The organism is Eubacterium sp. AF19-12LB (genome assembly GCF_003479125.1).
Lineage (GTDB): Bacteria > Bacillota > Clostridia > Lachnospirales > Lachnospiraceae > Eubacterium_U > Eubacterium_U album.
Genome location: NZ_QUGP01000002.1, coordinates 195,244 through 218,670, shown reverse-complemented (window position 1 = coordinate 218,670; position 23,427 = coordinate 195,244). Strand labels below are relative to the sequence as shown.

The window sequence follows — 23,427 nt, the reverse complement described above, 5'->3', positions numbered from 1 at the left end:
ATATGAATGTTTTAGATACATTGGAAAATTTGCTTAACCAGACAGCATTTATGAGTTTGACACCAGGAAACTACATAATGATTTTGGTAGCTTGTGTTTTCCTTTATTTAGCAATTAAAAAAGGATATGAACCATTATTATTGGTTCCTATTGCTTTTGGTATGCTTTTAGTAAATATGTACCCTGATATCATGCTTCATCCTGAGGATTCAGCAAACGGAACCGGTGGATTACTTTATTACTTCTATATTTTGGATGAATGGAGTATTTTGCCATCGCTTATTTTCCTTGGAGTAGGTGCGATGACAGACTTTGGTCCGTTAATTGCAAATCCAAAGAGCTTCCTTTTAGGAGCGGCAGCACAGTTTGGTATTTATTCAGCATATTTCTTAGCAATATTTATGGGATTTGGTGGAAAGGCAGCCGCAGCTATTTCTATTATCGGTGGAGCTGACGGACCTACATCAATTTTCCTCGCAGGTAAACTTGGACAGACAGCACTTATGGGACCAATTGCAGTAGCAGCTTATTCCTATATGGCGTTAGTTCCAATTATTCAGCCACCTATTATGAAGGCTTTAACAACTGAAAAGGAACGTAAAGTCAAAATGGAACAGTTACGTCCTGTTTCTAAACTTGAAAAAATATTATTCCCAATCGTTGTTACTATAGTAGTAGTAATGATTTTACCAACAACAGCACCTTTAGTAGGTATGTTAATGTTAGGAAACTTATTTAGAGAATCAGGTGTAGTAAAACAGTTACAGGAAACAGCATCAAATGCGTTAATGTATATTGTAGTTATTTTACTTGGTACTAGTGTTGGTGCCACAACAAGTGCAGAAGCATTCTTAAATATGAGTACAATTAAGATTGTAATATTAGGATTAGTTGCGTTTGCTGTTGGTACAGCTGCAGGTGTATTATTTGGTAAATTAATGTGCGTTGCAACACATGGAAAAGTTAATCCGTTAATTGGTTCAGCCGGAGTTTCAGCCGTTCCTATGGCAGCCAGAGTTTCTCAGAAAGTCGGCGCTGATGCGGATCCTACAAACTTCCTGTTAATGCATGCTATGGGACCTAATGTTGCAGGCGTTATTGGTACTGCAGTAGCTGCAGGTACATTTATGGCAATATTTGGTATTTAATATTTATGGAGGATAAAATAATGGCAGAAAAAAGACCGGTAAAAATTACGGAAACAATATTACGTGATGCTCATCAGTCATTAATCGCAACAAGAATGCCAACAGAAGAGATGCTTCCTATCATTGATACAATGGATAAGGTTGGATATTATTCAGTTGAGTGTTGGGGCGGTGCTACATTTGACGCATCACTTAGATTCTTAAAAGAAGATCCATGGGAAAGACTTAGAAAGTTAAGAGATGGATTTAAAAACACTAAATTACAGATGTTATTCAGAGGACAGAATATTTTAGGATACAGTCATTACTCAGATGATGTAGTTGAATATTTTGTTCAGAAATCTATTGCAAACGGTATTGATATAATTAGAATATTCGATTGCTTAAATGATCTTAGAAACCTTGAAACTGCAGTTAAAGCTGCAAATAAAGAAAAAGGTCATGCACAGATAGCTCTTTCTTATACATTAGGAGATGCTTATACTCTTGACTACTGGAAAGAAACAGCTAAAAGAATTGAAGATATGGGTGCAAACTCATTATGTATTAAGGATATGGCCGGACTTCTTACACCTTATAAGGCAACAGAATTAGTTCAGGCATTAAGAGAAGGAACAGATATTCCTATCGACCTTCATACACATTACACATCAGGTGTAGCTTCAATGACATACTTAAAGGCTGTAGAAGCAGGATGTGATATCATCGATACAGCTATTTCACCATTCTCAATGGGAACAGCTCAGCCTGCTACAGAAGTTATGGTTGAAACATTTAAGGGTACAGAATATGACACAGGATTAGATCAGAAATTATTAAAAGAAGTTGCTGATTACTTTAAGCCATATAGAGAAGAGTGCCTTGCAAACGGATTATTAAATCCAAAGGTAATGGGTGTTAATATTAACACATTAATTTATCAGGTACCTGGTGGTATGTTATCTAACTTAGTTTCACAGTTGGATGAAATGGGTGCTTCAGATAAATTTGATCAGGTGCTTGAAGAAGTTCCTAGAGTACGTAAAGACTTTGGTGAACCACCTCTTGTTACACCATCTAGCCAGATTGTAGGTACACAGGCTGTTCTTAATGTCGTTATGGGAGAAAGATACAAGATGATTAACCAGCAGGCAAAAGATCTTCTTGCAGGTAAATATGGTCAGACTGTAAAACCATTTGATAAAGAAGTACAGAAAAAGGCAATTGGTGATGAAGAACCAATTACATGCAGACCGGCTGATTTACTTGAGCCTTCACTTGATAAGTTCGAAAAAGAATGTGCTCAGTGGAAACAGCAGGATGAAGACGTATTAACATACGCTTTATTCCCACAGGTTGCAAAAGAATTCTTTGAATACAGAGAAGCTCAGCAGACAAAGGTTGATCCATCTGTAGCAGACAAAGAAAACGGAGCATATCCGGTATAAATATAATTTGTGCAGAAGAGAGGCAGTTATTCTGCCTCTCTTTATAAGTTAAGGAGACTTATGAGTAAAGTAATGATAATTGGTGGTGGCGCTGCCGGAATGATGGCTGCTATTGCTGCTGCATATAACGGAAATGATGTAACGTTATTTGAAAAAAATGAAAAATTAGGCAAAAAAATCTTTATAACCGGAAAAGGAAGATGTAATGTAACAAATGCATCAGACATAGAGAATCATTTTAAAAATATTATAAATAATTCGAAATTTTTATATAGTGCATACAGTACTTTTGATAGTGAAGCAGTAATGAATTTGATTGAAAGTGCCGGAATAAAACTTAAAATAGAAAGAGGAAACAGGGTTTTTCCTGAAAGCGATAAATCGTCAGATATTATATACGCATTGAACAAGTTAATGAAAGATGCAGGTGTAAAGATAAGATTAAACACTGAAGTTAAATCTGTCGAAAAAAATGACAATAAAATTAAAATTGAATTAAATAATAAAAAATATGAAATTGCAGACAAATGTATAATTGCTACCGGAGGCTTATCATATAAGACAACAGGAAGTACCGGAGATGGATATAAATTTGCAAAAAAATTTGGACATACTATTATAGAAACGCATCCGTCATTAGTTCCGTTTAATATAACTGAGGGTTATTGTAGGGAATTGCAGGGATTAGCTTTGAAAAATGTTAAAGTTTCAGTATATAATAATGATAAAATGTATTTCTCGGATCAGGGAGAAATGTTATTTACTCATTTTGGAGTAAGTGGACCACTTATTTTAAGTGCGAGTTGCTACATAGCAGATAAAATAAATCCTCAAAATTGTGAAATCGTAATTGATTTGAAACCGGCGCTAGATAACGACACATTAGACAAAAGAATATTAAAAGATTTTAAAGAGAACATTAATAGAAATTTGAATAATTCATTAGATAAACTGTTGCCTAAAAAATTGATTCCGATTATTATTGATAATGCAAATATCGATCCGTACAAAAAAGTACATGAAATTACAAAGGAAGAAAGAGAAAGACTGGTTAATGCAATAAAAGAGATGACTCTTCATGTAAATGGTCTTAGAGATTATAATGAGGCTATAATTACAAAAGGCGGTATATCCGTTAATGAAATTAATCCAAAAACAATGGAGTCAAAAAAAGAACCGGGAATATATTTTGTTGGTGAAGTTTTAGACTTAGATGCAATGACAGGCGGATACAATTTGCAAATTGCGTGGTCTACAGGATATTTAGCCGGAAATAGCATATGTGATTGGTAACGTGAATATAATATGGTATTTGCCATTTGAAATAAAGAAAAGAAAGGCGGCTTAAAGCCGGGTGAAGAAAGATGTACAATATAGCAATTGATGGACCAGCAGGAGCTGGAAAAAGCACAATAGCAAAAATAGTTGCTAAGGAATTAGGTTTTATTTATGTTGATACAGGGGCAATGTATAGAACAATAGCTTTGGCATGTTTTAGAGCAGGAATTAAAGCAGATGAATCTGAAAAAGTAATTGCAAAACTTGATGATATTGAAGTTACATTAGGATATGATAACGGAACACAGAAAGTATATTTGAATGGAGAAGATGTTAGTTTAGAAATAAGACGCGAAGAGATTGGCAATATGACATCTGCTATAGCAGTATATGAAAAAGTAAGAGAAAACATGGTTGAAATGCAGAGAGAGCTTGCTGCAAAAAATGATGTTGTTATGGATGGAAGAGATATTGGAACGGCAGTTTTACCGAATGCAGATTTAAAAATTTATCTTACTGCAAGTTCAAGAACAAGAGCAGAAAGACGATGCAAAGAACTTGTTGAAAAAGGTGTAAATTGTGATATTGATACAGTAGAAAAAGATATAATTGATAGAGACTATAGAGATATGCATAGAGAAATTTCCCCACTTACTCAGGCTGAGGATGCTGTTTTGGTAGACTCTTCAAACATGTCAATTGATGAAGTAGTGAAAGAAATTATTAAATTAAAAAATGAGAGGTAGCAATGAAAGTAACTGTTGCTAAAAATGCAGGATTTTGCTTTGGAGTAGAAAGAGCTGTAAACAGAGCATATGAAGAAGCAAGTAAGAGTGATAAACCTATATATACTTATGGCCCGATTATCCATAATGAACAGGTTGTTGAGGACTTGGAACAAAAAGGTATAAAAGTTGTGAATTCATTAGAAGAACTGTCAAAAAAAGAAATTGGGACAGTAATTATACGTTCACATGGAGTATCTAAAGATGTATATACGAAAATAGAAGAAATGGGAATGAATATTATAGATGTTACATGTCCATTTGTTAAAAAAATTCATAAAATTGTTGAGAAAGAAAGCTCAAATGGCAAAATTATAGTTATTGTTGGAAATGATATACATCCTGAGGTAGAAGGCATAAAAGGATGGGTTAATGGAAAAAGTTATGTAGTTAATTCTGAAGAAGACATAAATAAATTAAATATTCCACTAGATAAAGAAATATGTATAGTTAGTCAGACGACATTTAATTACAATAAATTTCAATATTTAGTTGAAATTATAGAAAAAAAAGGTTATTATATAAATGTTGTGAATACAATATGTAATGCGACTCACTTAAGACAAGTTGAGGCCAGAAAGGTCTCTTCAAGTGTTGATGCCATGATTGTTATTGGCGGAAAGCACAGCTCGAACACACAGAAACTATATGAAATATGCAAAAATGAGTGCAAAAACACTTATTATATACAGACTGTAGAAGATCTGGACTTGTGTGAATTAAAAACAATAGAGTCTATAGGTATTACAGCGGGGGCTTCCACCCCAAACAATATAATAGAGGAGGTTCATACTATATGTCAGAAATGAGTTTTGAACAAATGTTGGAAGAATCATTAAAAACAATTCATACAGGAGAGATCGTTGAAGGTACTGTTATCAGCGTTAAAGAGGACGAAGCAGTTCTCAATATCGGATACAAGTCAGATGGAATTCTTACACGTAACGAGTATTCAAATAACCCAACAGACTTAACAACTGTAATTTCTGTAGGTGATGTAATGACAGTTAAAGTACTTAAGGTTAATGATGGTGAAGGTCAGGTTGCAGTTACTTATAAGAGACTTGCAGCTGAAAAAGTAAACAAGAAATTAGAAGAAGCTTTTGAAAATAAGGAAGTTCTTAAGGCTCCTGTAGTTCAGGTTTTAAGCGGTGGTTTAAATGTTGCTGTTGAAGAATCAAGAGTATTCATTCCTGCAAGCTTAGTATCTGATACTTTTGAAAGAGATTTAACAAAATATGAAGGACAGGAAATTGAATTTGTTATTATCGAGTTCAATCCTAAGAAGAGAAGAATTATTGGTGACAGAAAACAGCTTATCGTAGCTGAAAAGAAAGCAGCAAAAGATGCTTTATTCGCTAAGATTGAAGTTGGAATGACTGTTGAAGGTGTTGTAAAGAATGTAACTGATTTTGGTGCATTTGTTGATATAGGTGGAGCTGACGGCTTATTACATATCTCTGAAATGTCATGGGGACGTGTTGGTAATCCAAGAAAGCTTTTCAAAGTAGGCGATAAGGTTACAACATTCATTAAAGAAATTAATGGCGATAAGATTGCATTAAGTCTTAAATTTGAAAACACAAATCCATGGGCTAATGCTGAAGAAAAATATGCAGTAGGAGCAATTGTTACAGGTAAAGTTGCAAGAATGACAGACTTTGGTGCATTCGTTGAACTTGAACCAGGTGTAGATGCACTTCTTCATGTATCTCAGATTGCTAAGCAGCATGTTGAAAAACCATCTGATGTTTTAAAGATTGGTGAAGAAATCGAAGCTAAGATTGTTGACTTTGATGAAGAAAACAAGAAAATCAGCTTAAGCATTAAGGCTTTACTTCCAGATGATGATGAAGTTGTAGCTGATGAAGCAGAAGATACAGTTGAAGAATAATTTATAAATAATATATAAGAAAAAAGGGTAGGTTTTCCTACTCTTTTTTCTTTCTTACTCAGTTGTAGTAAATATGTAACAAATGCTTAACAAAATAAAAAGAAAAATTTATTTGCAAAAAGCTATGAACGGTATTATTATAATAGAGGTTTAAGAAAGATATAAGATTTTGGCTTTGGAGATGATATGAGAGTAATTGCGGGAAAAGCAAGAAGATTGCAATTGAAAACAATTGAAGGAATGAATACAAGACCAACACAGGATAGAACAAAAGAAACGATGTTTAATGTAATAAATAATTGCGTTCCAGGATGTTATTTCTTAGACTTGTTTAGTGGAAGTGGTGGAATTGGAATTGAAGCTGCAAGCAGAGGAGCAAAAAAATGTGTTTTGGTAGAAAATAACAGGCGGGCATACGATTGTATAATGTATAATTTAAAATATACAAAACTTGAAGATGTTTCGAAGGTTATGTTTACAACAGTAGAAAGTGCTATAAAACAATTAGATAATGTCGGTGAACATTTTGATATTGTATTTATGGATCCACCATATAATCATTTGTTTGAAAAAGATGTATTGAATTATCTTAAAGAGTCCAACTTAATTTCGAATGAAAGCATTATTATTGTAGAAGCTTCTAATGAAACAGAGTTTGATTATTTAGAAGACATGGGTTATAAAATAATTAAAGAAAAGGTGTATAAAACAAATAAACATGTTTTTATACAATTGTGTGGTGAATAGTATGGTAAGAGCAATTTATCCGGGAAGTTTTGATCCTGTTACATATGGACATTTAGACGTAATTAAAAGAGCATCTAAAATAGTAGACGAGTTAATTGTCGGAGTATTGAATAATAAATCAAAAACGCCGTTGTTTTCTGTAGAAAATCGTGTTAAAATGTTAAATGATGCTGTATCGGACTTGCCAAATGTTAAGGTTATGTCATTTGAGGGTCTGTTGGTTGACTTCGCAAAAAAAGTTGATGCACAACTAATCGTAAGAGGTTTACGTGCGGTTACAGATTTTGAATATGAACTTCAGATGTCGCAGACGAACAGTGTTTTAAATAATGAAGTAGATACAATATTTTTTACAACAAGTTTGGAGTATGCGTATCTTAGCTCGAGTACAGTTAAGGAAGCTGCATATTTCGGAGCAGATATTAGTAAATTTGTTCCACCAAATGTCGTAATAGAAGTAAAGAATAAATTAATGAAAAATAAAGGAGATAGATAAGATGAGCAAGATTGAACAAATCATTACAGAAATTGAAGAATATATTGATGGATGTAAATTTAAGCCATTGTCTTCATCAGTAATTATGGTTAACAAAGATGAAATAGATGAAATGTTAGCTGAATTAAGACTTAGAACACCTGATGAAATTAAAAAATATCAGAAGATAATTGCAAATAAAGATGCTATTTTAAATGACGCTAAAGAAAGAGCTGAAAATATGGTTGCTGAAGCAACAGCACATATTAATCAGTTAGTTAGCGAGCATGAAATTATGCAACAGGCATATAAAGAAGCTAATTCAATAATTGAAAGTGCTCAGAAACAGGCACAGGAAATGTTGGATTCTGCTACAAATGAAGCTAATTCTGTAAGAATGAATGCAATGCAGTACACAGATGATATCTTAAATAATGTTCAGGGAATTCTTACAACAGGCATGAATAATTTCCAGAATATTCAGGATACAATGATGAATGCATTAAATGGTTCATTAGATGTTGTTGTTGAAAGCAGAAGAGAATTAAGTGGTGAAGAACCTGAACCACAGGCTCCTGAAGTTGCAGATGACGTTGATGATTATACAGTTGATTTAGATAAATAATATAATAAAAATGTAAAAAAACAGGCAATGTTTTCGCTATCAAAGCGATAATTTGCCTGCTTTTTAATAAGTAAAAATTCTTTAAGACAAGGAAGAGAGAAAACTAAGATTTTTATGATTAATATAAAAATTTATTTGAATCTATAAATTACATTGTTAAATAAATACTATCTGTTAAAAATAAAGTGCTTAAATTGATTTATAGTAAACTTATTATGAAATTAAAAATGGTTTTGTAATTGAAATATATATAAAACAATATGCAAAATATTAAAAGTGATTCAATTTTTCCGATAATATAATATTTTATGTATGATTTACTAGGAAGAAAAGATATGGATTGAATAAAAATGCATATTCCACCTGTAATAGAAAAAATACATAAGGTAAATAATTTGTGTATAGTTGAAAGCGATAATTGACTTACATATTTTGAACCGGATATTATTTCCATAAACGAAGTAATAATATTTAATGGTATATTATCGTTGCTTATAAAAATAGAAAGCCATGCATTTATAGTTGTGAATATGATTATGTACATTCCAATTTTAATTAAAGATGAAACCGTGTTGTTTAGCACTGAAATGGATGAATTATTGTCAGTATTACATATGTTGACTTGTTGTTTGCTAAAAAATAAATGAGAATTAATTATACCTGTAATTATAGGCGGCAAAAAAATAAACATTATAACTATTGAATTTTTAAAATAAGAATCGAGGCAAAGATATGATACGTAGTTAATTACATAAGAAATGCTTGGGTTATTACAGAATGTTAATAGTTTTTTTGCCTCGTCTTCGGAAATTAGATTGTTTTTTAATCCTTCGAATATTGTTTTACACCCTAAAGGATATCCACTTAAAAATCCACATATTATAATAAATGAACTAAATTGGCTTGCCTTAAAAATGTGTTTTAATATTGGATAAAAGAATTTGGAAATAATATTACATAGTTTTTTTTTTATAAGAATGTTGATGATTAAAATAAACGGCAGCAACGAAGGAATCATTGAGTATAATACAAGATTGATGCCTGTTTTCACGCCTAAGATAGTTTCTTTTGGAAGTAGAATGATAAATAAGATACAAAGCAGACAACAAATTAATTCAAAATATTTTACAAAGCTTTTTTTCATTTTTTTATTTATTATATAGCTTAATGGAATGAAATAGAACTTGAAATATATATAAAAATACAATAGAATGTACAAAGAAGATTTCAAAAGAAGAGGATTGCTATGAAATTTAGTTCTATAGCCAGTGGCAGCAAGGGAAATTGTCTTTTGTATGAAAATAACGATGTAAAGTTACTTGTAGATGCTGGGATAAGTAAAAAAAGAATTGAAGAAGGTATGAGTGAATACGGAAGCAGTTTAGAAGAAGTGAATGGTATACTTATAACACATGAACATTCTGACCATATTTCCGGATTAGGCGTTGTATCGAGAAAATATCATATTCCAATATATGCTACAAAAGGAACCATATCAAAGATACTTGAAGACAGTAAGGTTGGAACGATTGATAGGAATTTGTTTAATGAAATTGAAGAAAATAAAGATTTTTATATGGGAAGTACATTAGTTACTCCATTTTCGATATCGCATGATGCGGCACAACCGGTTGCATACAGATTTGATTCTGATGGGAAATCAATGGCTGTGGCGACAGATATGGGGATGTATGATGATTACATAATTGGTAATTTAAAAGGACTTGATGCAGTATTAATTGAATCAAATCATGATATTAATATGTTACAGATAGGCCCTTATCCATATGCACTTAAAAGACGTATATGGGGAAATAAAGGTCATTTATCAAATGAGACATGCGGCAATTTGTTAAATGAAATTATATCTGACAGACTTAAGAAAGTAATTCTTGGTCATTTAAGTAAAGAAAATAATTTGCCTGAATTGGCATATGAAACAATCAGAAATGAAATAAATATGGCTGATGGTAATTATTGTGCTGATGATATCAGTATACAGGTGGCAAGTAGAACTGAACCTTCTTGCCATATTGAATTTTAATTTAGGAGGCATAAAATGAAAAAAACTATTATTACTGTTGTGGGAAAAGATACAGTAGGTATTATTGCAAAGGTATGTACATATTTAGCAGATAATTCTGTAAATATTCTTGACATTTCACAGACAATTGTGCAGGATTATTTTAATATGATGATGATTGTAGATTGTAATAATGCCAGCCAGCCTGCAGATAAACTTGCAGATGATCTTGAAAAAATAGGTGATGATATTGGCGTTTCAATAAAGATGCAGCACGAAGACATTTTTAATAGTATGCATAGAATTTAATGGAGGAATCATGATTAATTTATTTGAAGTAAAAGAAACTAACAAAATGATTGAAAATTACAATCTTGATGTAAGAACAATCACTATGGGAATCAGTTTGTTAGATTGTATTAGTGATGATTTAGAGACATTAAATAATAATATATATAACAAAATTAAAAAATATACATCAGATTTAGTAAAAACAGGTGATGACATTGCAAAGGAATTTGGAATTCCTATTGTAAATAAAAGAATTTCAGTTACTCCTATTTCATTGATTGGTGGTAGCGCATGTAAAACTCCTGATGATTTTGTTACAATTGCAAAAACACTTGATAAAGTAGCAAAGGAAGTTGGAGTTAACTTTTTAGGTGGATATTCAGCTTTGGTATCTAAAGGTATGACACCGGCAGAAGAAAATTTGATTCGTTCAATTCCTAAAGCACTAGCAGAGACAGAAAGGGTATGCAGTTCAGTTAATGTTGGCTCTACAAAAACAGGAATTAATATGGATGCTGTCAGACTTATGGGTGAAATTGTTCTTGAAACTGCAGAATATACAAAAGAACAGGATTCTCTTGGTTGTGCAAAATTAGTTGTATTTTGTAATGCACCGGATGATAATCCATTTATGGCTGGAGCATTTCATGGTGTTACAGAAGCTGATGCCATTATTAATGTCGGTGTAAGTGGACCTGGTGTAGTAAGACATGCATTAAAGAAAGTTCGTGGAGCAGACTTTGAAGTATTATGCGATACAATTAAAAAGACTGCTTTTAAAGTAACAAGAGTGGGTCAGTTAGTTGCAGAAGAAGCTTCTAAGAGACTCAATGTACCATTTGGTATTGTTGATTTGTCTTTAGCCCCTACACCTGCGATTGGTGATAGTGTAGCTGATATATTAGAAGAAATTGGATTACAAAGAGCCGGAGCTCCGGGAACAACTGCAGCATTAGCATTATTAAATGATCAGGTTAAAAAAGGTGGCGTTATGGCATCTTCATATGTCGGTGGTTTAAGTGGTGCATTTATCCCTGTAAGTGAAGACCAGGGAATGATTGACGCAGTAAAAGAAGGAGCCCTTTCAATAGAAAAATTAGAGGCTATGACATGCGTATGTTCAGTTGGTTTAGATATGATTGCAATATCCGGAGATACAAAAGCAACTACAATTGCCGGAATTATCGCTGATGAATCAGCAATAGGAATGATTAATCAGAAAACAACAGCTGTAAGAGTTATTCCTGTAATTGGAAAGGGTGTTGGTGAAATGGTAGAATTTGGTGGATTATTAGGATATGCACCTATTATGCCGGTTAGCCAGTTCTCTTGTGATGCTTTTGTAAACAGAACAGGAAGAATTCCAGCACCAATTCATAGTTTTAAAAACTAAATTAATTCTAATATATTGCGTTAGCATTATTATATTATAAAAAAACTTCCCTAAATATCGTTATTTGATGTTTAGGGAAGTTTTTTATAACTGTCTCATAAAAATATAAAGGTTCTAAACTTTGCTCTAATTAAAGCCTAGAACTATGTTTTTAGAAACTAAACAATTATAATTTTATAATTAAATTCTGTTGGCATATATTTTCCGGATTTATTCATATAAACTAATCTGTAAATTGAATCACAATAAAGCCAATTATCTAAAAGCTTTTTAATATCTCCTGTTGATGTTTTGTAATAGATTGATAATTTTGAAATTATATCGACATTACTGTTTTCTTTGATATGTTTAAGTATATCTGAAGAGGATTTCTTAAATCCTAATAATCGTCCAACCGGTAAATAGCCAATTCTTTTATAAAAATCTATATCTTCTGAATGAATATTAAGCATAATATGCATTAATGTCCTTGATATTCTTGAGTAAGTATAGTTCTTACTTTGTAATTTTTCTATAAATGATTCAAAACTGTAAAAGTTTGCTCTTTCATTTAGTATTCTGTTTGATAAATCTGTATTTATATCGTTGAATTTATCAAATGAATCATTATTTAAGAGTGTAAGTCCTAACATACTCGAAAAATCATTTAATGTAATCAAAGAGTTTTGCTCTTTTTCATTTAGTAAAGATGAAAATGCAGCCTTTGAAAGGTGATTTGCAATAGAGTCTAAAGCTACATCATTTGTAAAAGCTTCTCTGATTCCACTCGCTGAAGCAAATGAGCTGTTAAGTGATGTTGAATTGTAACCTGAGCCTTCTCTGTTAATTCCAACAGGCACTATTGGAGAATTTAACTCGATTAAAGCCTTTATATATTCAATTGCTAATATATTGTTAGGTTTTGATAAAACGTCTGCTATGTTCGAATTGACATCGATTGACATTAGATAATCAGTTAATGCTTTTTGTCTTGCAACAGGGTAATTATTTCCACTTTTTAAATGCAAAGCTAAAGATGCTTTGTATTCATCCGGTTCATCATGTAATATTGATGCAATCGACTTTAGTAAGTCAAGATTGTTGTCTTCACATCCAAAGCATAAATAATTGATACAATTTAAATTATGGAGAAAATATACACTCGCTTTAGCGAAAGTTTCAGCACTAGCAGTAGAAAATACAGGGGGTAATTCAAAAACACAGTCACAACCATTTTCTAATGCATGTAAAGTGCGGTCGTATTTGTTTATTATTGCAGGACAGCCACGTTGAACGAAATTTCCGCTCATTATTACAATTACACGATCAGCTCCGGTGAATTCTTTTGCTTTTTTTATTAAATATGCGTGCCCATTGTGAAATGGATTAAATTCAGCAATTATGCCTATAGTTTTCATATAATTTATCCCTTCTAACTTAATTTATTAAATATTTTATCACTGTTTTATTTAATATGTAAACTGTTAAATAAATTATACTAAAAATTGAATGTTCTGTTGTGAAAATTAGCCATATACGTTATAATGTTAGAAGTTTACAAAAAGGAGAAAATAGATGGATTTTATTGAGTCAGTGAAAGAAAAAGCAAAAAATAATAAAAAGACAATTATTTTGCCAGAAGGTATGGACAAAAGAACGTATAAGGCTGCAGAGCAGATATTAAAAGAGGGGTTTGCAGATTTAATTATTTTAGCAACACCGGAAGAAGTTGAAGAAAACAGTGACGGTGCTGACGTATCAAAAGCAACTATTATTAATCCGAGAACTTGCGAAAAAACACCCGAATATGTAGAAGGGTTTTTTCAGTTGAGAAAAGCAAAAGGAATGACAAGAGAACAGGCATTGGGTATTTTGACATCTGATTATATGTTCTTTGCGTGTATGATGTTAAAATGCGGAGATGGAGATGGCGTTGTTTCAGGAGCATGCCATTCCTCAGCTAATACATTAAGACCTGCTTTACAGATTATAAAAAGTAAACCTGGCACAAAATTAGTGTCAGCTTTCTTTGTTATGTGCGTGCCTAATAAAGAATTAGGAGCAAATGGTGTATTTGTAATGGGTGATTGTGGTTTGAATCAGAATCCAACATCAGCAGAATTAGCAGATATAGCAGCAAGCAGTGCTGAGTCATTTGAATATTTAGTAGGTGAAAAGGCAAGAGTTGCAATGCTTTCTCATTCAACATATGGAAGTGCAGCTCACCCTGATGTTGATAAGGTTGTAGAAGCTACAAAGATTGCAAAGAAAGAATATCCTCAATTTTTAATAGATGGAGAATTGCAGACTGATGCAGCTGTAGTACCTGAAGTAGCAGCGTTGAAAGCACCGGATAGTGAAGTCGCCGGAAGAGCAAATGTTTTAGTATTCCCTGATTTAGATGCAGGAAATATTGGATATAAATTAGTTCAGAGATTAGGACAGGCAGAAGCTTATGGACCATTGTGCCAGGGTATAGCAAAACCTATAAATGACCTTTCAAGAGGCTGTAGTGCAAAAGATATTGTAGGTGTTGTTGCAATCACGGCGGTTCAGGCAGGACAGGAATAGGAGGAATAATGAACGTTTTAGTAATTAATTGTGGCAGTTCATCATTAAAGTTTCAATTAATTGATTCTGTAAGTGAGAAAGTGTTAGCAAAAGGATTGTGTGAAAGAATTGGTATTGATGGAAGTAAGATTGAATATGAACCATACAATGGTGAAGAACAGGAAAAAGAAGTTTCAATGCCAACACATAATGAAGCTATTAAAATTGTTATAGATTCATTACTTAATAAAGAAACAGGAGTTATTAAAGATTTAAGTGAAGTTGGAGCAGTTGGTCATAGAGTTGTACATGGTGGAGAATATTTTTCAAAATCAACTATTGTCACGGATGAAGTTATTAAGAAGATTGAAGAATGTAATGATTTGGCACCTCTTCATAACCCGGCTAATATAATAGGAATCAAAGCTTGTATTAATGCAATGCCTGATACACCTAATGTTGTCGTGTTTGATACAGCATTTCATCAGACAATGCCTCCTAAAGCTTATTTGTATCCTATTCCATATGAATATTATAAAAAATATAAGATAAGAAGATATGGATTCCATGGAACATCTCATAGTTATGTTTCAAAGAGAGTCGCTCAGATTATGGATACGCCATATGATAAATTAAAGACTATTGTCTGTCATTTAGGAAATGGTGCAAGTATATGCGCAGTTGAAAATGGTAAATCTATAGATACAAGTATGGGTCTTACTCCGTTAGCAGGAGTTGCTATGGGAACACGTTCAGGAGATATTGACCCAAGCATCGTTGAAGTTATTTCAGAAAAAGAAAACATGAATGTTAAAGAAGTACTTAATGTTTTAAATAAAAAATCAGGTGTTTTAGGTTTATCAGAAGTATCAAGTGATTTTAGAGATATAACAAAGGCTATTGAAGAAGGAAATGAAGTAGCAAAGAATGCATTAGAAGTATTTGCAAATACAGTAGTTAGATTTGTTGGCGCTTATGTAGCTGAAATGAATGGTGTTGATGCTATTGCATTTACGGCAGGCGTAGGTGAAAATAATCAGGCTGTAAGAAAGATGGTTTGCGAACAATTAGGATATTTAGGTGTGTCTCTTGACGAAAAGGCTAATGAAAAGAGAAGAGAAGAAATTATGATTTCAACTCCTGATTCAAAAGTAAAAGTATTTGTAATTCCAACAAATGAAGAATTAGCAATAGCAAGAGAAACTCTAGAACTTTTATCATAAGACAGATAATAGCTGATTGTTTTTGAGTGAAAATTTTTGTGAAACTATGATAAACATATTTGGTAAACAAATCACAAAATAATTAAATAAAAAAAGTGTTTGACAAAAATATACCATATATGTATAATTGTAAAGGTGTCTTTAGGGAGAAACAAGTTATGTTAATTGATTTGATAGAGATATTACAGAAAGAAGAAGGAACTAAAAGAGTTCAGACTAAAGTTGAAAGGAAGAAATTCCTAGCTGCTAAGTTTGAATATAAGATAACTGACAGTGATGTAAAGTTTGTATTTTCAAACGCCGGAAAGAAACATATCAATGTTAAATGCACTGGGAATGTTATTATAGAAGCACCTTGTTTCAGATGTCTTGAACCGGTCACATTTACAATAAATATTGATTCAACCAAAGATATGGATATGAATAAAACAGCAGAAGAGAAGATTGCCGACTTAGATGAGGAGAATTATCTTGAAGGAACAGTCTTTGATACTGAGGTTTTTGTATTCAATGAGATTCTGGTTAACTTACCGATGAAGGTTCTCTGCAAAGAAGATTGTAAGGGAATTTGCAATAGATGCGGCGCTAATCTCAATAAAGGATTCTGCGACTGCGATACTGCGGTACCAGATCCGAGAATGTCGAAAATATTAGATGTATTTAATCAGTTTAAGGAGGTGTAAACCATGTCTATCTGTCCAAAGAATAAATCTTCTAAAGGAAGAAGAGATAAGAGAAGAGCTAACTGGAAAATGTCAGTTCCTGGTCTTGTAAAGTGTAGCAAATGTGGAGCTTTAATGATGCCTCACAGAGTTTGCAAGGCATGTGGATCATACAACAAGAAAGAAATCGTTTCAGTTGACTAATTAGGATGGTCCGTGTTTATGCACGAGAAAGCGTTAAAATAAGGCTTTGCGGATATTTATATCTGCGAAGCCTTATTTTTATGTTGTCTTATTCAAGTTTGCTTGATTTTAAAACATAATTTTAGTATAGTTATTTTATGTGCTTAAGGAGGAAATAATTATGTCACAGACAATAGTTGCATTAGATTGTATGGGCGGAGATAACGCACCTGGTGAAATTGTAAAAGGCGGTATTGAAGCGTTAAAAGAAAATAAAGATGTTTTTCTTAAAATGGTAGGAAGACAGGAAGATGTTAACAGAGAACTCGAGAAATATGATTATGACAAGACTAGAGTTGAAGTTGTAAATGCTACAGAAGTTATTGAAACAGGAGAACCTCCGGTAGTAGCTATTAGAACGAAAAAAGATTCCTCTCTTGTTAAATGTATGTATATGGTAAAACATGGGGAATGCGATGCTCTTGTATCAGCAGGAAGTACCGGAGCCACTTTAGTTGGAGGACATGTAATTGTAGGTCGAATTAAGGGAGTTGAAAGACCACCTCTTGCACCTCTTATTCCAACGGAAAAAGGCGGAGCACTTTTGATTGACTGTGGGGCTAATGTTGATGCTAAGCCTTCTAACCTAGTTCAGTTTGCACAGATGGGTTCTATATATATGGAAAATATTTGCAAGGTTAAAAATCCAAAAGTAGGTTTAGTAAATATTGGTGCTGAAGAAGAAAAAGGAAATAACCTTGCTAAAGAAACGTATCAGTTGTTAAGTAATCTTGAAGGTATTAATTTTATTGGCAATATTGAAGCAAGAGAAATTCCTGAAGGAAAAGCTGATGTAGTTGTATGTGATGCATTTGTTGGAAATGTTATTTTAAAAATGTATGAAGGTGTTGGTGGAGTTCTTTTAAAGAAAGTTAAAGGAACTTTAATGACAAGTTTGAAAACTAAAATCGGTGCATTACTTATAAAAAAAGAATTGAAAGAAACTTTGAAAACATTTCAGATGGATCAGTATGGTGGAGCACCTTTACTTGGATTGAAAGGATTAGTTGTTAAGACTCATGGAAATTCAAAGGCCATAGAAGTGAAAAACTCTATCATTCAGTGCATTTCTTTTAAAGAAATGAATATAAATGATAAAATATCAAAAAAATTAGCAGTTAAAAAGGAGAATTAAAAATGGAAATCGAAAGACTTTATAAAGCAGTAGCAAGTGTATTGGATATTGATGAAAGCACAATCACACCGGAATCAAAATTTGCAGATGATTTAGGTGCAGATTCTTTAGATGTTTTAGAAATAATTATGAGCATTGAAGATGAATTTAATATTAAGATTCCAACTAACGGAGCTGAAAATATTGTTACAGTCGGAGATGCTTTTGAAGCAATAAAAAAGGTTATGAATAAATAATATTTGACTATGAAAATTATTTAAGTACATTAGAAAAGGTGCAATATCACTCTAAAATGATATTACCCTTTTCTTTTGTGTGTAAAAAGGAGTTAATATGAATTCAGATTATGAAAAATTAGAAAGTGTAATCGGATATGAATTTGATAATAAAAAGTTATTAGTTAATGCTTTAACTCATACATCATATGCTAATGAGCATAAAAATAGAAAAGTTAAAGACAATGAAAGACTTGAGTTTCTTGGTGATGCTGTTTTAGAACTTGTATCTAGTGAGTTTTTATTTTTGAATTATGAAATGCCGGAAGGAAAAATGACACGACTTAGAGCAAGTCTTGTGTGTGAAGGCACTCTTGCAAGAGATGCTAAAGAAATTAATCTTGGAGATTTTTTATATCTTGGAAAAGGTGAAGATGAATCAGGAGGAAGAAATCGTGATTCAGTAACATCAGACGCATTAGAAGCACTAATAGGAGCTATATTTTTAGATGGTGGTTTTGACAAAGCTAAAGAGTTTGTGCTTAAATTTGTGCTAAATGACATTGAAAATAAAAAATTGTTTTTTGATAGTAAGACAATTTTGCAGGAAAGAGTAGATGTGATTAAGGCTGGCAAAGTGTCATATAAAATAATAGACGAAATAGGCCCTGATCATGATAAGAGTTATACTGCACAGGTATTGCTTGGAGAACAAGTTATAGGTGAGGGCATAGGAAGAACAAAGAAGGCTGCAGAACAACAGGCAGCATATGTCGCGCTTAAATCTATGGATAAGAGGAAATAATATGTACTTAAAAAGTATTGAAATACATGGTTTTAAATCATTTGCAAATAAAATTAAATTTGAATTTCATAATGGTATAACTGGAATTGTTGGACCAAATGGCTCAGGAAAAAGTAATGTTGCTGATGCTGTGAGATGGGTTCTTGGTGAACAGAAGGTAAAACAGCTTCGTGGATCTAAGATGGAAGATGTAATATTTGCCGGAACTGAAAACAGAAAACCGTTAGGATTCGCTTATGTAGCAATTACATTGGATAATTCTGACCATAAATTAGATGTTGATTATGAAGAAGTAACTGTTTCAAGAAGATTATTCAGATCCGGTGAAAGTGAATATATGATTAATGGAACTCAGGTTAGACTTAAAGATGTAAATGAACTTTTTTATGATACAGGTATTGGTAAGGAAGGTTATTCTATTATTGGGCAGGGTCAGATTGATCAGATCTTAAGTGGAAAACCTGAAGAAAGAAGAGAATTATTCGATGAAGCAGCCGGTATTGTTAAATTTAAAAGAAGAAAGAATCAGGCTTTAAAGAAATTAGACGATGAGAATCAGAATCTTGTCAGAGTTCAGGATATATTAGCAGAACTTGAACGTCAGGTTGGCCCATTAGAGAAACAATGTGAAAAGGCTAAAAAATATTTACTTTTTAAAGATGATTTAAAGAAATATGATGTAAATATGTTTTTAGTCGAAATGGAAGATATTAAAAACAGATTGTCTGATTTAGACAAAAAACTTGAAATAGCAACATCAGATATGAATTCCTCAAATGAAGAATTTGAAAATATAAAGAAGCAGTATACTAAGTTAGAAGCAGATTTGGAAGAAATAAACAATTCAATTGAAGCCAAAAAAACAATGTCAACAGATACTGTTCTTAAAATTGAAAAATTAGAAGGAAGAATTCTTGTTCTTAAAGAACAGATTAATTCAGCTAAAAACAACGAAGAGTTTATTGCAACAAGAGTAAATGCTATTTCTTCAGATATAGCCCAGAAGGAAAAGAATTTGACTGAATTATGTAAAGAAAAAGACGATAATGAAAATGTAATTCAGGAAACTATTAAATCGCAGTCAGAAATAACGACTGATATTTCTGTTATTAAAGAAGAAATTGAGAATTTTGATAAAGAAATTGCAGAGCATAAAGCCGAGATTATCGAAATATTAAATTCAAAGTCAATGATTAAATCAAAATTGCAAAGATGTGATACATTGCTTGAACAGATTAATATAAGAAAATCTCAACTTAATCAAAAACTTATAGAATTTCAAAGCGAAAAGGAAAATCAGGAAAGTAAAATAGAAGAACTTAAAGCTGAGTTAGATAAAGTAAACTATTCAATCGATGAATTAAACAAAACTGTTTCAGAATATAGAAATGACTTAAATGATTTAAGAGTAGAAAATTCTAAAATAACAAAGTCAATATCTGAAAACCGGGAAAGATATCATAAGTCAAAATCAAATCTCGAAGCTTTAAAAAACATTACTGAAAGATATGAAGGTTATGGAAATAGTATCAAAAAAGTAATGGAATTAAAGGAAAACAAGAAAGGTATTATTGGTGTTGTTGCTGACATTATTAAAGTTGAAAAGAAGTATGAAGTTGCAATTGAAACAGCTTTAGGCGGAAATATTCAGAATATAGTAACTGATACAGAAACAACAGCTAAGGAAATAATTGAATATTTAAAGAAAAACAAATATGGTCGAGCTACATTTTTACCTTTGAGTAGTATGACTAAGAAAACGGGCTTTAATAATGAAGATGTATTTTCTGATAAAGGTGTTTTAGGTCTTGCATGTGATTTAGTTGAAATAAAAAAAGAATACGAAGGCGTAACTAAATATTTGTTAGGAAAAGTCGTAGTTGTAGACACGATTGATAACGCAATTGCACTAGAACGTAAATATAGATATTCTTTAAGAATTGTAACTTTAGAAGGTGAATATTTAAATATTGGTGGTTCTATTTCGGGTGGTGCATTCAAAAATAACAGCAACCTGTTAGGAAGAAGAAGAGAAATAGAAGAACTTGAGAATAAATTAAAAGACCTTAAGAATGAAAAAGAAAATCTTGATAAGAATTTAATAGAAAACAGAAGTAAAACAAGTGTTTTAAATGATGAACTTGATAAAATTAATAAGGCACTTCAGGAACAGAACATTGCAAAAAACACATTGGAGTTGAATTTAAAACAAGCTAAAGACAGAAAGAATAACATTGATACAGAATATCAGGAATATACTGCTGAAAGTGGAAATATTGCATCTGAAATCGGAAATATCAATAATAATAGTTTAGAACTTAACAAAGAACTTACTAATGTTGAAGATAGAAATTCCGAATTAGAAGAACTTATTAAACAAAAAAGTAATAATATGGATTCTATAAATGCAAAGCTTGTTGAAAAAACGTCGTTGTTAGAAGAGATTAATATTGAAATTTCAAGTTTAAAGCAAAAGCATGAATTTTTATGCGAAAAGATTCAAAATAGCAATAATCAGATTTCAGATTTAAAGAATGAATTGGAACAGATTAAAAACAATTCAAGTGAAAACAACAATGAGATTTCAGCTAGAATTGAAACTATTGATGGCATAACAAAGGAAATCGAAGAAGGACGTAAACTTATTGAAAAGCTTAATTTAGAAATTGAAGACCTTAAAAATGCTAAGGAAAAGCAGAATAAAGATCATAAAGAATTTTTCGATAAGAGAGAAGAACTTTCTTCAAGAATAACACAATTAGATAAAGAAATTTACAGACTTAACAGCCAAAAAGAAAATTTACAGGAAAAGAATGAGACAAAAATTAATTATATGTGGAACGAGTATGAAATCACATATAGAAATGCTGTTGAACTTAGAGATGAAAGTCTAAATGATAAAGCAGAACTTAGAAATAGCATTGCCAATTTAAAACGTCAGATTAAAGAGTTAGGAGACGTAAATGTAAATGCTATTGAAGAGTTTAAGGAAATAAACGAAAGATATCAGTTTATGAAAGAACAGCATGAAGACTTAATGCGTGCAAAAGATAATCTTTTGAAAATTATTGACGAATTAGAAGTTGGTATGCGAAAACAGTTTAAAGAAAAATTTGCTGAAATTCAGGTTGAATTTGATAAGGTATTTAAGGAATTATTTGGCGGTGGCGCAGGAGTTATTGAACTTACTGAAGCAGATGATATTCTTGATGCAGGAATTAATATTATTTCACAGCCGCCTGGAAAGAAACTTCAAAATATGATGCAGCTTTCAGGTGGAGAAAAAGCACTTACGGCAATTTGTCTTTTGTTTGCAATTCAGAATTTAAAGCCATCTCCATTCTGTCTTCTTGACGAAATTGAAGCTGCATTAGATGGCTCAAATGTAATCAGATTTGCGGAATATTTGCATAAACTTACAGAAAATACACAGTTTATTGTTGTTACACACAGACGAGGAACAATGGGATGTGCTGATAGATTATATGGTATTACAATGCAGGAAAAAGGTGTATCAGCCTTAGTTTCAGTAGATTTATTGGAAGGAAATTTGGATAAATAAAGGAGTTTGTAAATGGAAGAAAAGAAAGGCTTTTTTGGAAAACTTGTATCAGGGCTTACAAAAACAAGAAATTCTATAGTATCAGGATTAGATTCAATATTCAGTGGATTTTCACATATTGATGACGATTTCTATGAAGAATTAGAAGAAATTTTAATTATGAGTGACATTGGTGTTAATACAACAATGGAAATAATAGAGAAACTTAAAGAACAGGTAAAAGAGTTAAAAATAAAAGAACCTGAAGATTGCAAGGAGTTGCTGATTAAAAACATTGAAGAACAGATGGATTTAGGAGAAAATGCATATGATTTTGAAAATGAAAAATCAGTAGTTATGGTAATCGGTGTAAATGGTGTAGGAAAAACTACATCTATCGGAAAACTTGCGGCACAGCTAAAAGGAAATGGCAAAAAGGTTGTTATGGCGGCTGCTGATACTTTTAGAGCTGCTGCAGCTGATCAGCTAAAAGAGTGGGCCAGACGTTCAAATGTAGATATTGTAGCGGGAAATGAAGGTTCAGATCCGGGAGCTGTTTTGTTTGATGCAATTGCATCTGCTAAAAATAAAAATGCTGACGTACTACTTTGTGATACTGCGGGAAGACTTCATAATAAGAAGAATCTTATGGAAGAACTTAAAAAATTAGACAGAATTATTGAAAAGGAATATTCAGGATGTATAAGAGAAAATCTTATCGTTCTTGATGCTACGACAGGACAAAATGCTTTAGTACAGGCTAAAACATTTATGGAAGCAACAGATATAACAGGTGTTGTTCTTACAAAAATGGATGGAACGGCAAAAGGTGGAATTGCTATTGCAATTCAGGCTGAATTAGGAATTCCTGTTAAATATATTGGTGTAGGTGAAGGCATAGATGACTTACAGAAATTTAATTCTCATGATTTTGTGTCAGCGTTATTTACAAAGTAAACTTGATTTTTGTATTTTATTTGAAAAAAAT

At 32.0% G+C, this 23,427-nt stretch carries 22 protein-coding genes; 21 read left to right on the top strand and 1 reads right to left on the bottom strand.

What is annotated here, in order from left to right; genetic code table 11:
- The first annotated feature begins 2 nt into the window (after positions 1-2).
- From DWX29_RS02695 to DWX29_RS02640, 12 genes are all read left to right on the top strand, one after another.
- Positions 3-1,148 (top strand): sodium ion-translocating decarboxylase subunit beta, encoded by a 1,146-nt coding sequence (locus DWX29_RS02695; protein ID WP_022088370.1) that lies wholly within the window; start codon positions 3-5, stop codon positions 1,146-1,148.
- A 20-nt stretch (positions 1,149-1,168) separates the two neighbouring features.
- Positions 1,169-2,575, top strand: a complete 1,407-nt coding sequence (locus DWX29_RS02690) for an oxaloacetate decarboxylase subunit alpha (RefSeq protein ID WP_022088371.1) — start codon at positions 1,169-1,171, stop codon at positions 2,573-2,575.
- A 60-nt stretch (positions 2,576-2,635) separates the two neighbouring features.
- Positions 2,636-3,868, top strand: a complete 1,233-nt coding sequence (locus tag DWX29_RS02685; RefSeq protein WP_117909486.1) for an NAD(P)/FAD-dependent oxidoreductase — start codon at positions 2,636-2,638, stop codon at positions 3,866-3,868.
- Between the two features lie 71 nt (positions 3,869-3,939).
- Entirely contained in the window at positions 3,940-4,599 is a 660-nt protein-coding gene (cmk, locus tag DWX29_RS02680; protein WP_117909484.1) for a (d)CMP kinase, read from the top strand.
- Between the two features lie 2 nt (positions 4,600-4,601).
- The gene (gene ispH, locus DWX29_RS02675; RefSeq protein ID WP_117909482.1) at positions 4,602-5,447 is read left to right on the top strand and encodes a 4-hydroxy-3-methylbut-2-enyl diphosphate reductase; all 846 of its coding nucleotides are present in this window, start codon (positions 4,602-4,604) and stop codon (positions 5,445-5,447) included.
- A complete protein-coding gene (gene rpsA, locus DWX29_RS02670; protein ID WP_117909480.1) occupies positions 5,435-6,532 on the top strand; it encodes a 30S ribosomal protein S1 in 1,098 nt (365 codons plus the stop codon). The genes ispH and rpsA overlap by 13 nt, the downstream gene beginning before the upstream one ends.
- Before the next feature lie 186 nt (positions 6,533-6,718).
- Positions 6,719-7,279, top strand: coding sequence for a 16S rRNA (guanine(966)-N(2))-methyltransferase RsmD (rsmD, locus tag DWX29_RS02665; protein WP_117909478.1), 561 nt, complete (start codon positions 6,719-6,721; stop codon positions 7,277-7,279).
- Between the two features lies 1 nt (position 7,280).
- Positions 7,281-7,775, top strand: a complete 495-nt coding sequence (gene coaD / locus DWX29_RS02660; RefSeq protein WP_117909476.1) for a pantetheine-phosphate adenylyltransferase — start codon at positions 7,281-7,283, stop codon at positions 7,773-7,775.
- Between the two features lies 1 nt (position 7,776).
- On the top strand, positions 7,777-8,379 hold the full coding sequence (locus DWX29_RS02655; protein ID WP_022088378.1) for a hypothetical protein: 603 nt from the start codon (positions 7,777-7,779) through the stop codon (positions 8,377-8,379).
- A gap of 1,246 nt (positions 8,380-9,625) precedes the next feature.
- Entirely contained in the window at positions 9,626-10,423 is a 798-nt protein-coding gene (locus tag DWX29_RS02650; protein WP_118565120.1) for an MBL fold metallo-hydrolase, read from the top strand.
- 15 nt (positions 10,424-10,438) lie between these two features.
- Positions 10,439-10,711 carry an ACT domain-containing protein gene (locus tag DWX29_RS02645; protein WP_022088381.1) on the top strand — a complete coding sequence of 91 codons (273 nt, stop codon included), beginning with the start codon at positions 10,439-10,441 and terminating at the stop codon, positions 10,709-10,711.
- A 10-nt stretch (positions 10,712-10,721) separates the two neighbouring features.
- The gene (locus tag DWX29_RS02640; protein WP_118565119.1) at positions 10,722-12,086 is read left to right on the top strand and encodes a PFL family protein; all 1,365 of its coding nucleotides are present in this window, start codon (positions 10,722-10,724) and stop codon (positions 12,084-12,086) included.
- Positions 12,087-12,244: 158 nt separating this feature from the next.
- On the opposite strand, the gene DWX29_RS02635 is transcribed toward DWX29_RS02640, so the two are convergent.
- On the bottom strand, positions 12,245-13,483 hold the full coding sequence (locus tag DWX29_RS02635; RefSeq protein WP_118565118.1) for a nucleotidyltransferase: 1,239 nt from the start codon (positions 13,481-13,483) through the stop codon (positions 12,245-12,247).
- A 157-nt stretch (positions 13,484-13,640) separates the two neighbouring features.
- On the opposite strand from DWX29_RS02635, the gene pta reads away from it, so the two are divergent.
- The 9 genes from pta (at position 13,641) to ftsY (ending at position 23,396) form a co-directional block, all read left to right on the top strand.
- Complete coding sequence (gene pta / locus DWX29_RS02630; RefSeq protein ID WP_117909470.1) at positions 13,641-14,636, top strand: phosphate acetyltransferase; 996 nt, start codon at positions 13,641-13,643, stop codon at positions 14,634-14,636.
- Positions 14,637-14,644: 8 nt separating this feature from the next.
- A complete protein-coding gene (locus DWX29_RS02625; RefSeq protein WP_022088384.1) occupies positions 14,645-15,838 on the top strand; it encodes an acetate kinase in 1,194 nt (397 codons plus the stop codon).
- Between the two features lie 158 nt (positions 15,839-15,996).
- A complete protein-coding gene (locus DWX29_RS02620) occupies positions 15,997-16,521 on the top strand; it encodes a DUF177 domain-containing protein (protein WP_022088385.1) in 525 nt (174 codons plus the stop codon).
- Between the two features lie 3 nt (positions 16,522-16,524).
- The gene (rpmF, locus tag DWX29_RS02615) at positions 16,525-16,704 is read left to right on the top strand and encodes a 50S ribosomal protein L32 (RefSeq protein WP_022088386.1); all 180 of its coding nucleotides are present in this window, start codon (positions 16,525-16,527) and stop codon (positions 16,702-16,704) included.
- A gap of 160 nt (positions 16,705-16,864) precedes the next feature.
- The gene (gene plsX, locus DWX29_RS02610; RefSeq protein ID WP_022088387.1) at positions 16,865-17,878 is read left to right on the top strand and encodes a phosphate acyltransferase PlsX; all 1,014 of its coding nucleotides are present in this window, start codon (positions 16,865-16,867) and stop codon (positions 17,876-17,878) included.
- A gap of 2 nt (positions 17,879-17,880) precedes the next feature.
- Positions 17,881-18,114, top strand: coding sequence for an acyl carrier protein (gene acpP, locus DWX29_RS02605; protein ID WP_022088388.1), 234 nt, complete (start codon positions 17,881-17,883; stop codon positions 18,112-18,114).
- 97 nt (positions 18,115-18,211) lie between these two features.
- Complete coding sequence (gene rnc, locus DWX29_RS02600; protein ID WP_118565116.1) at positions 18,212-18,898, top strand: ribonuclease III; 687 nt, start codon at positions 18,212-18,214, stop codon at positions 18,896-18,898.
- A 1-nt stretch (position 18,899) separates the two neighbouring features.
- Positions 18,900-22,460 (top strand): chromosome segregation protein SMC, encoded by a 3,561-nt coding sequence (gene smc, locus DWX29_RS02595; RefSeq protein WP_118565115.1) that lies wholly within the window; start codon positions 18,900-18,902, stop codon positions 22,458-22,460.
- Positions 22,461-22,472: 12 nt separating this feature from the next.
- The gene (gene ftsY, locus DWX29_RS02590; protein ID WP_117909462.1) at positions 22,473-23,396 is read left to right on the top strand and encodes a signal recognition particle-docking protein FtsY; all 924 of its coding nucleotides are present in this window, start codon (positions 22,473-22,475) and stop codon (positions 23,394-23,396) included.
- The last annotated feature ends 31 nt before the right edge of the window (positions 23,397-23,427 follow it).

Coding starts and splice junctions, on each gene's coding strand:
- DWX29_RS02695 (WP_022088370.1), top strand. CDS start 3: ATGAATGTTTTAGATACATTGGAAAATTTGCTTAACCAGACAGCATTT.
- DWX29_RS02690 (WP_022088371.1), top strand. CDS start 1,169: ATGGCAGAAAAAAGACCGGTAAAAATTACGGAAACAATATTACGTGAT.
- DWX29_RS02685 (WP_117909486.1), top strand. CDS start 2,636: ATGAGTAAAGTAATGATAATTGGTGGTGGCGCTGCCGGAATGATGGCT.
- cmk (WP_117909484.1), top strand. CDS start 3,940: ATGTACAATATAGCAATTGATGGACCAGCAGGAGCTGGAAAAAGCACA.
- ispH (WP_117909482.1), top strand. CDS start 4,602: ATGAAAGTAACTGTTGCTAAAAATGCAGGATTTTGCTTTGGAGTAGAA.
- rpsA (WP_117909480.1), top strand. CDS start 5,435: ATGTCAGAAATGAGTTTTGAACAAATGTTGGAAGAATCATTAAAAACA.
- rsmD (WP_117909478.1), top strand. CDS start 6,719: ATGAGAGTAATTGCGGGAAAAGCAAGAAGATTGCAATTGAAAACAATT.
- coaD (WP_117909476.1), top strand. CDS start 7,281: ATGGTAAGAGCAATTTATCCGGGAAGTTTTGATCCTGTTACATATGGA.
- DWX29_RS02655 (WP_022088378.1), top strand. CDS start 7,777: ATGAGCAAGATTGAACAAATCATTACAGAAATTGAAGAATATATTGAT.
- DWX29_RS02650 (WP_118565120.1), top strand. CDS start 9,626: ATGAAATTTAGTTCTATAGCCAGTGGCAGCAAGGGAAATTGTCTTTTG.
- DWX29_RS02645 (WP_022088381.1), top strand. CDS start 10,439: ATGAAAAAAACTATTATTACTGTTGTGGGAAAAGATACAGTAGGTATT.
- DWX29_RS02640 (WP_118565119.1), top strand. CDS start 10,722: ATGATTAATTTATTTGAAGTAAAAGAAACTAACAAAATGATTGAAAAT.
- DWX29_RS02635 (WP_118565118.1), bottom strand. CDS start 13,483: ATGAAAACTATAGGCATAATTGCTGAATTTAATCCATTTCACAATGGG.
- pta (WP_117909470.1), top strand. CDS start 13,641: ATGGATTTTATTGAGTCAGTGAAAGAAAAAGCAAAAAATAATAAAAAG.
- DWX29_RS02625 (WP_022088384.1), top strand. CDS start 14,645: ATGAACGTTTTAGTAATTAATTGTGGCAGTTCATCATTAAAGTTTCAA.
- DWX29_RS02620 (WP_022088385.1), top strand. CDS start 15,997: ATGTTAATTGATTTGATAGAGATATTACAGAAAGAAGAAGGAACTAAA.
- rpmF (WP_022088386.1), top strand. CDS start 16,525: ATGTCTATCTGTCCAAAGAATAAATCTTCTAAAGGAAGAAGAGATAAG.
- plsX (WP_022088387.1), top strand. CDS start 16,865: ATGTCACAGACAATAGTTGCATTAGATTGTATGGGCGGAGATAACGCA.
- acpP (WP_022088388.1), top strand. CDS start 17,881: ATGGAAATCGAAAGACTTTATAAAGCAGTAGCAAGTGTATTGGATATT.
- rnc (WP_118565116.1), top strand. CDS start 18,212: ATGAATTCAGATTATGAAAAATTAGAAAGTGTAATCGGATATGAATTT.
- smc (WP_118565115.1), top strand. CDS start 18,900: ATGTACTTAAAAAGTATTGAAATACATGGTTTTAAATCATTTGCAAAT.
- ftsY (WP_117909462.1), top strand. CDS start 22,473: ATGGAAGAAAAGAAAGGCTTTTTTGGAAAACTTGTATCAGGGCTTACA.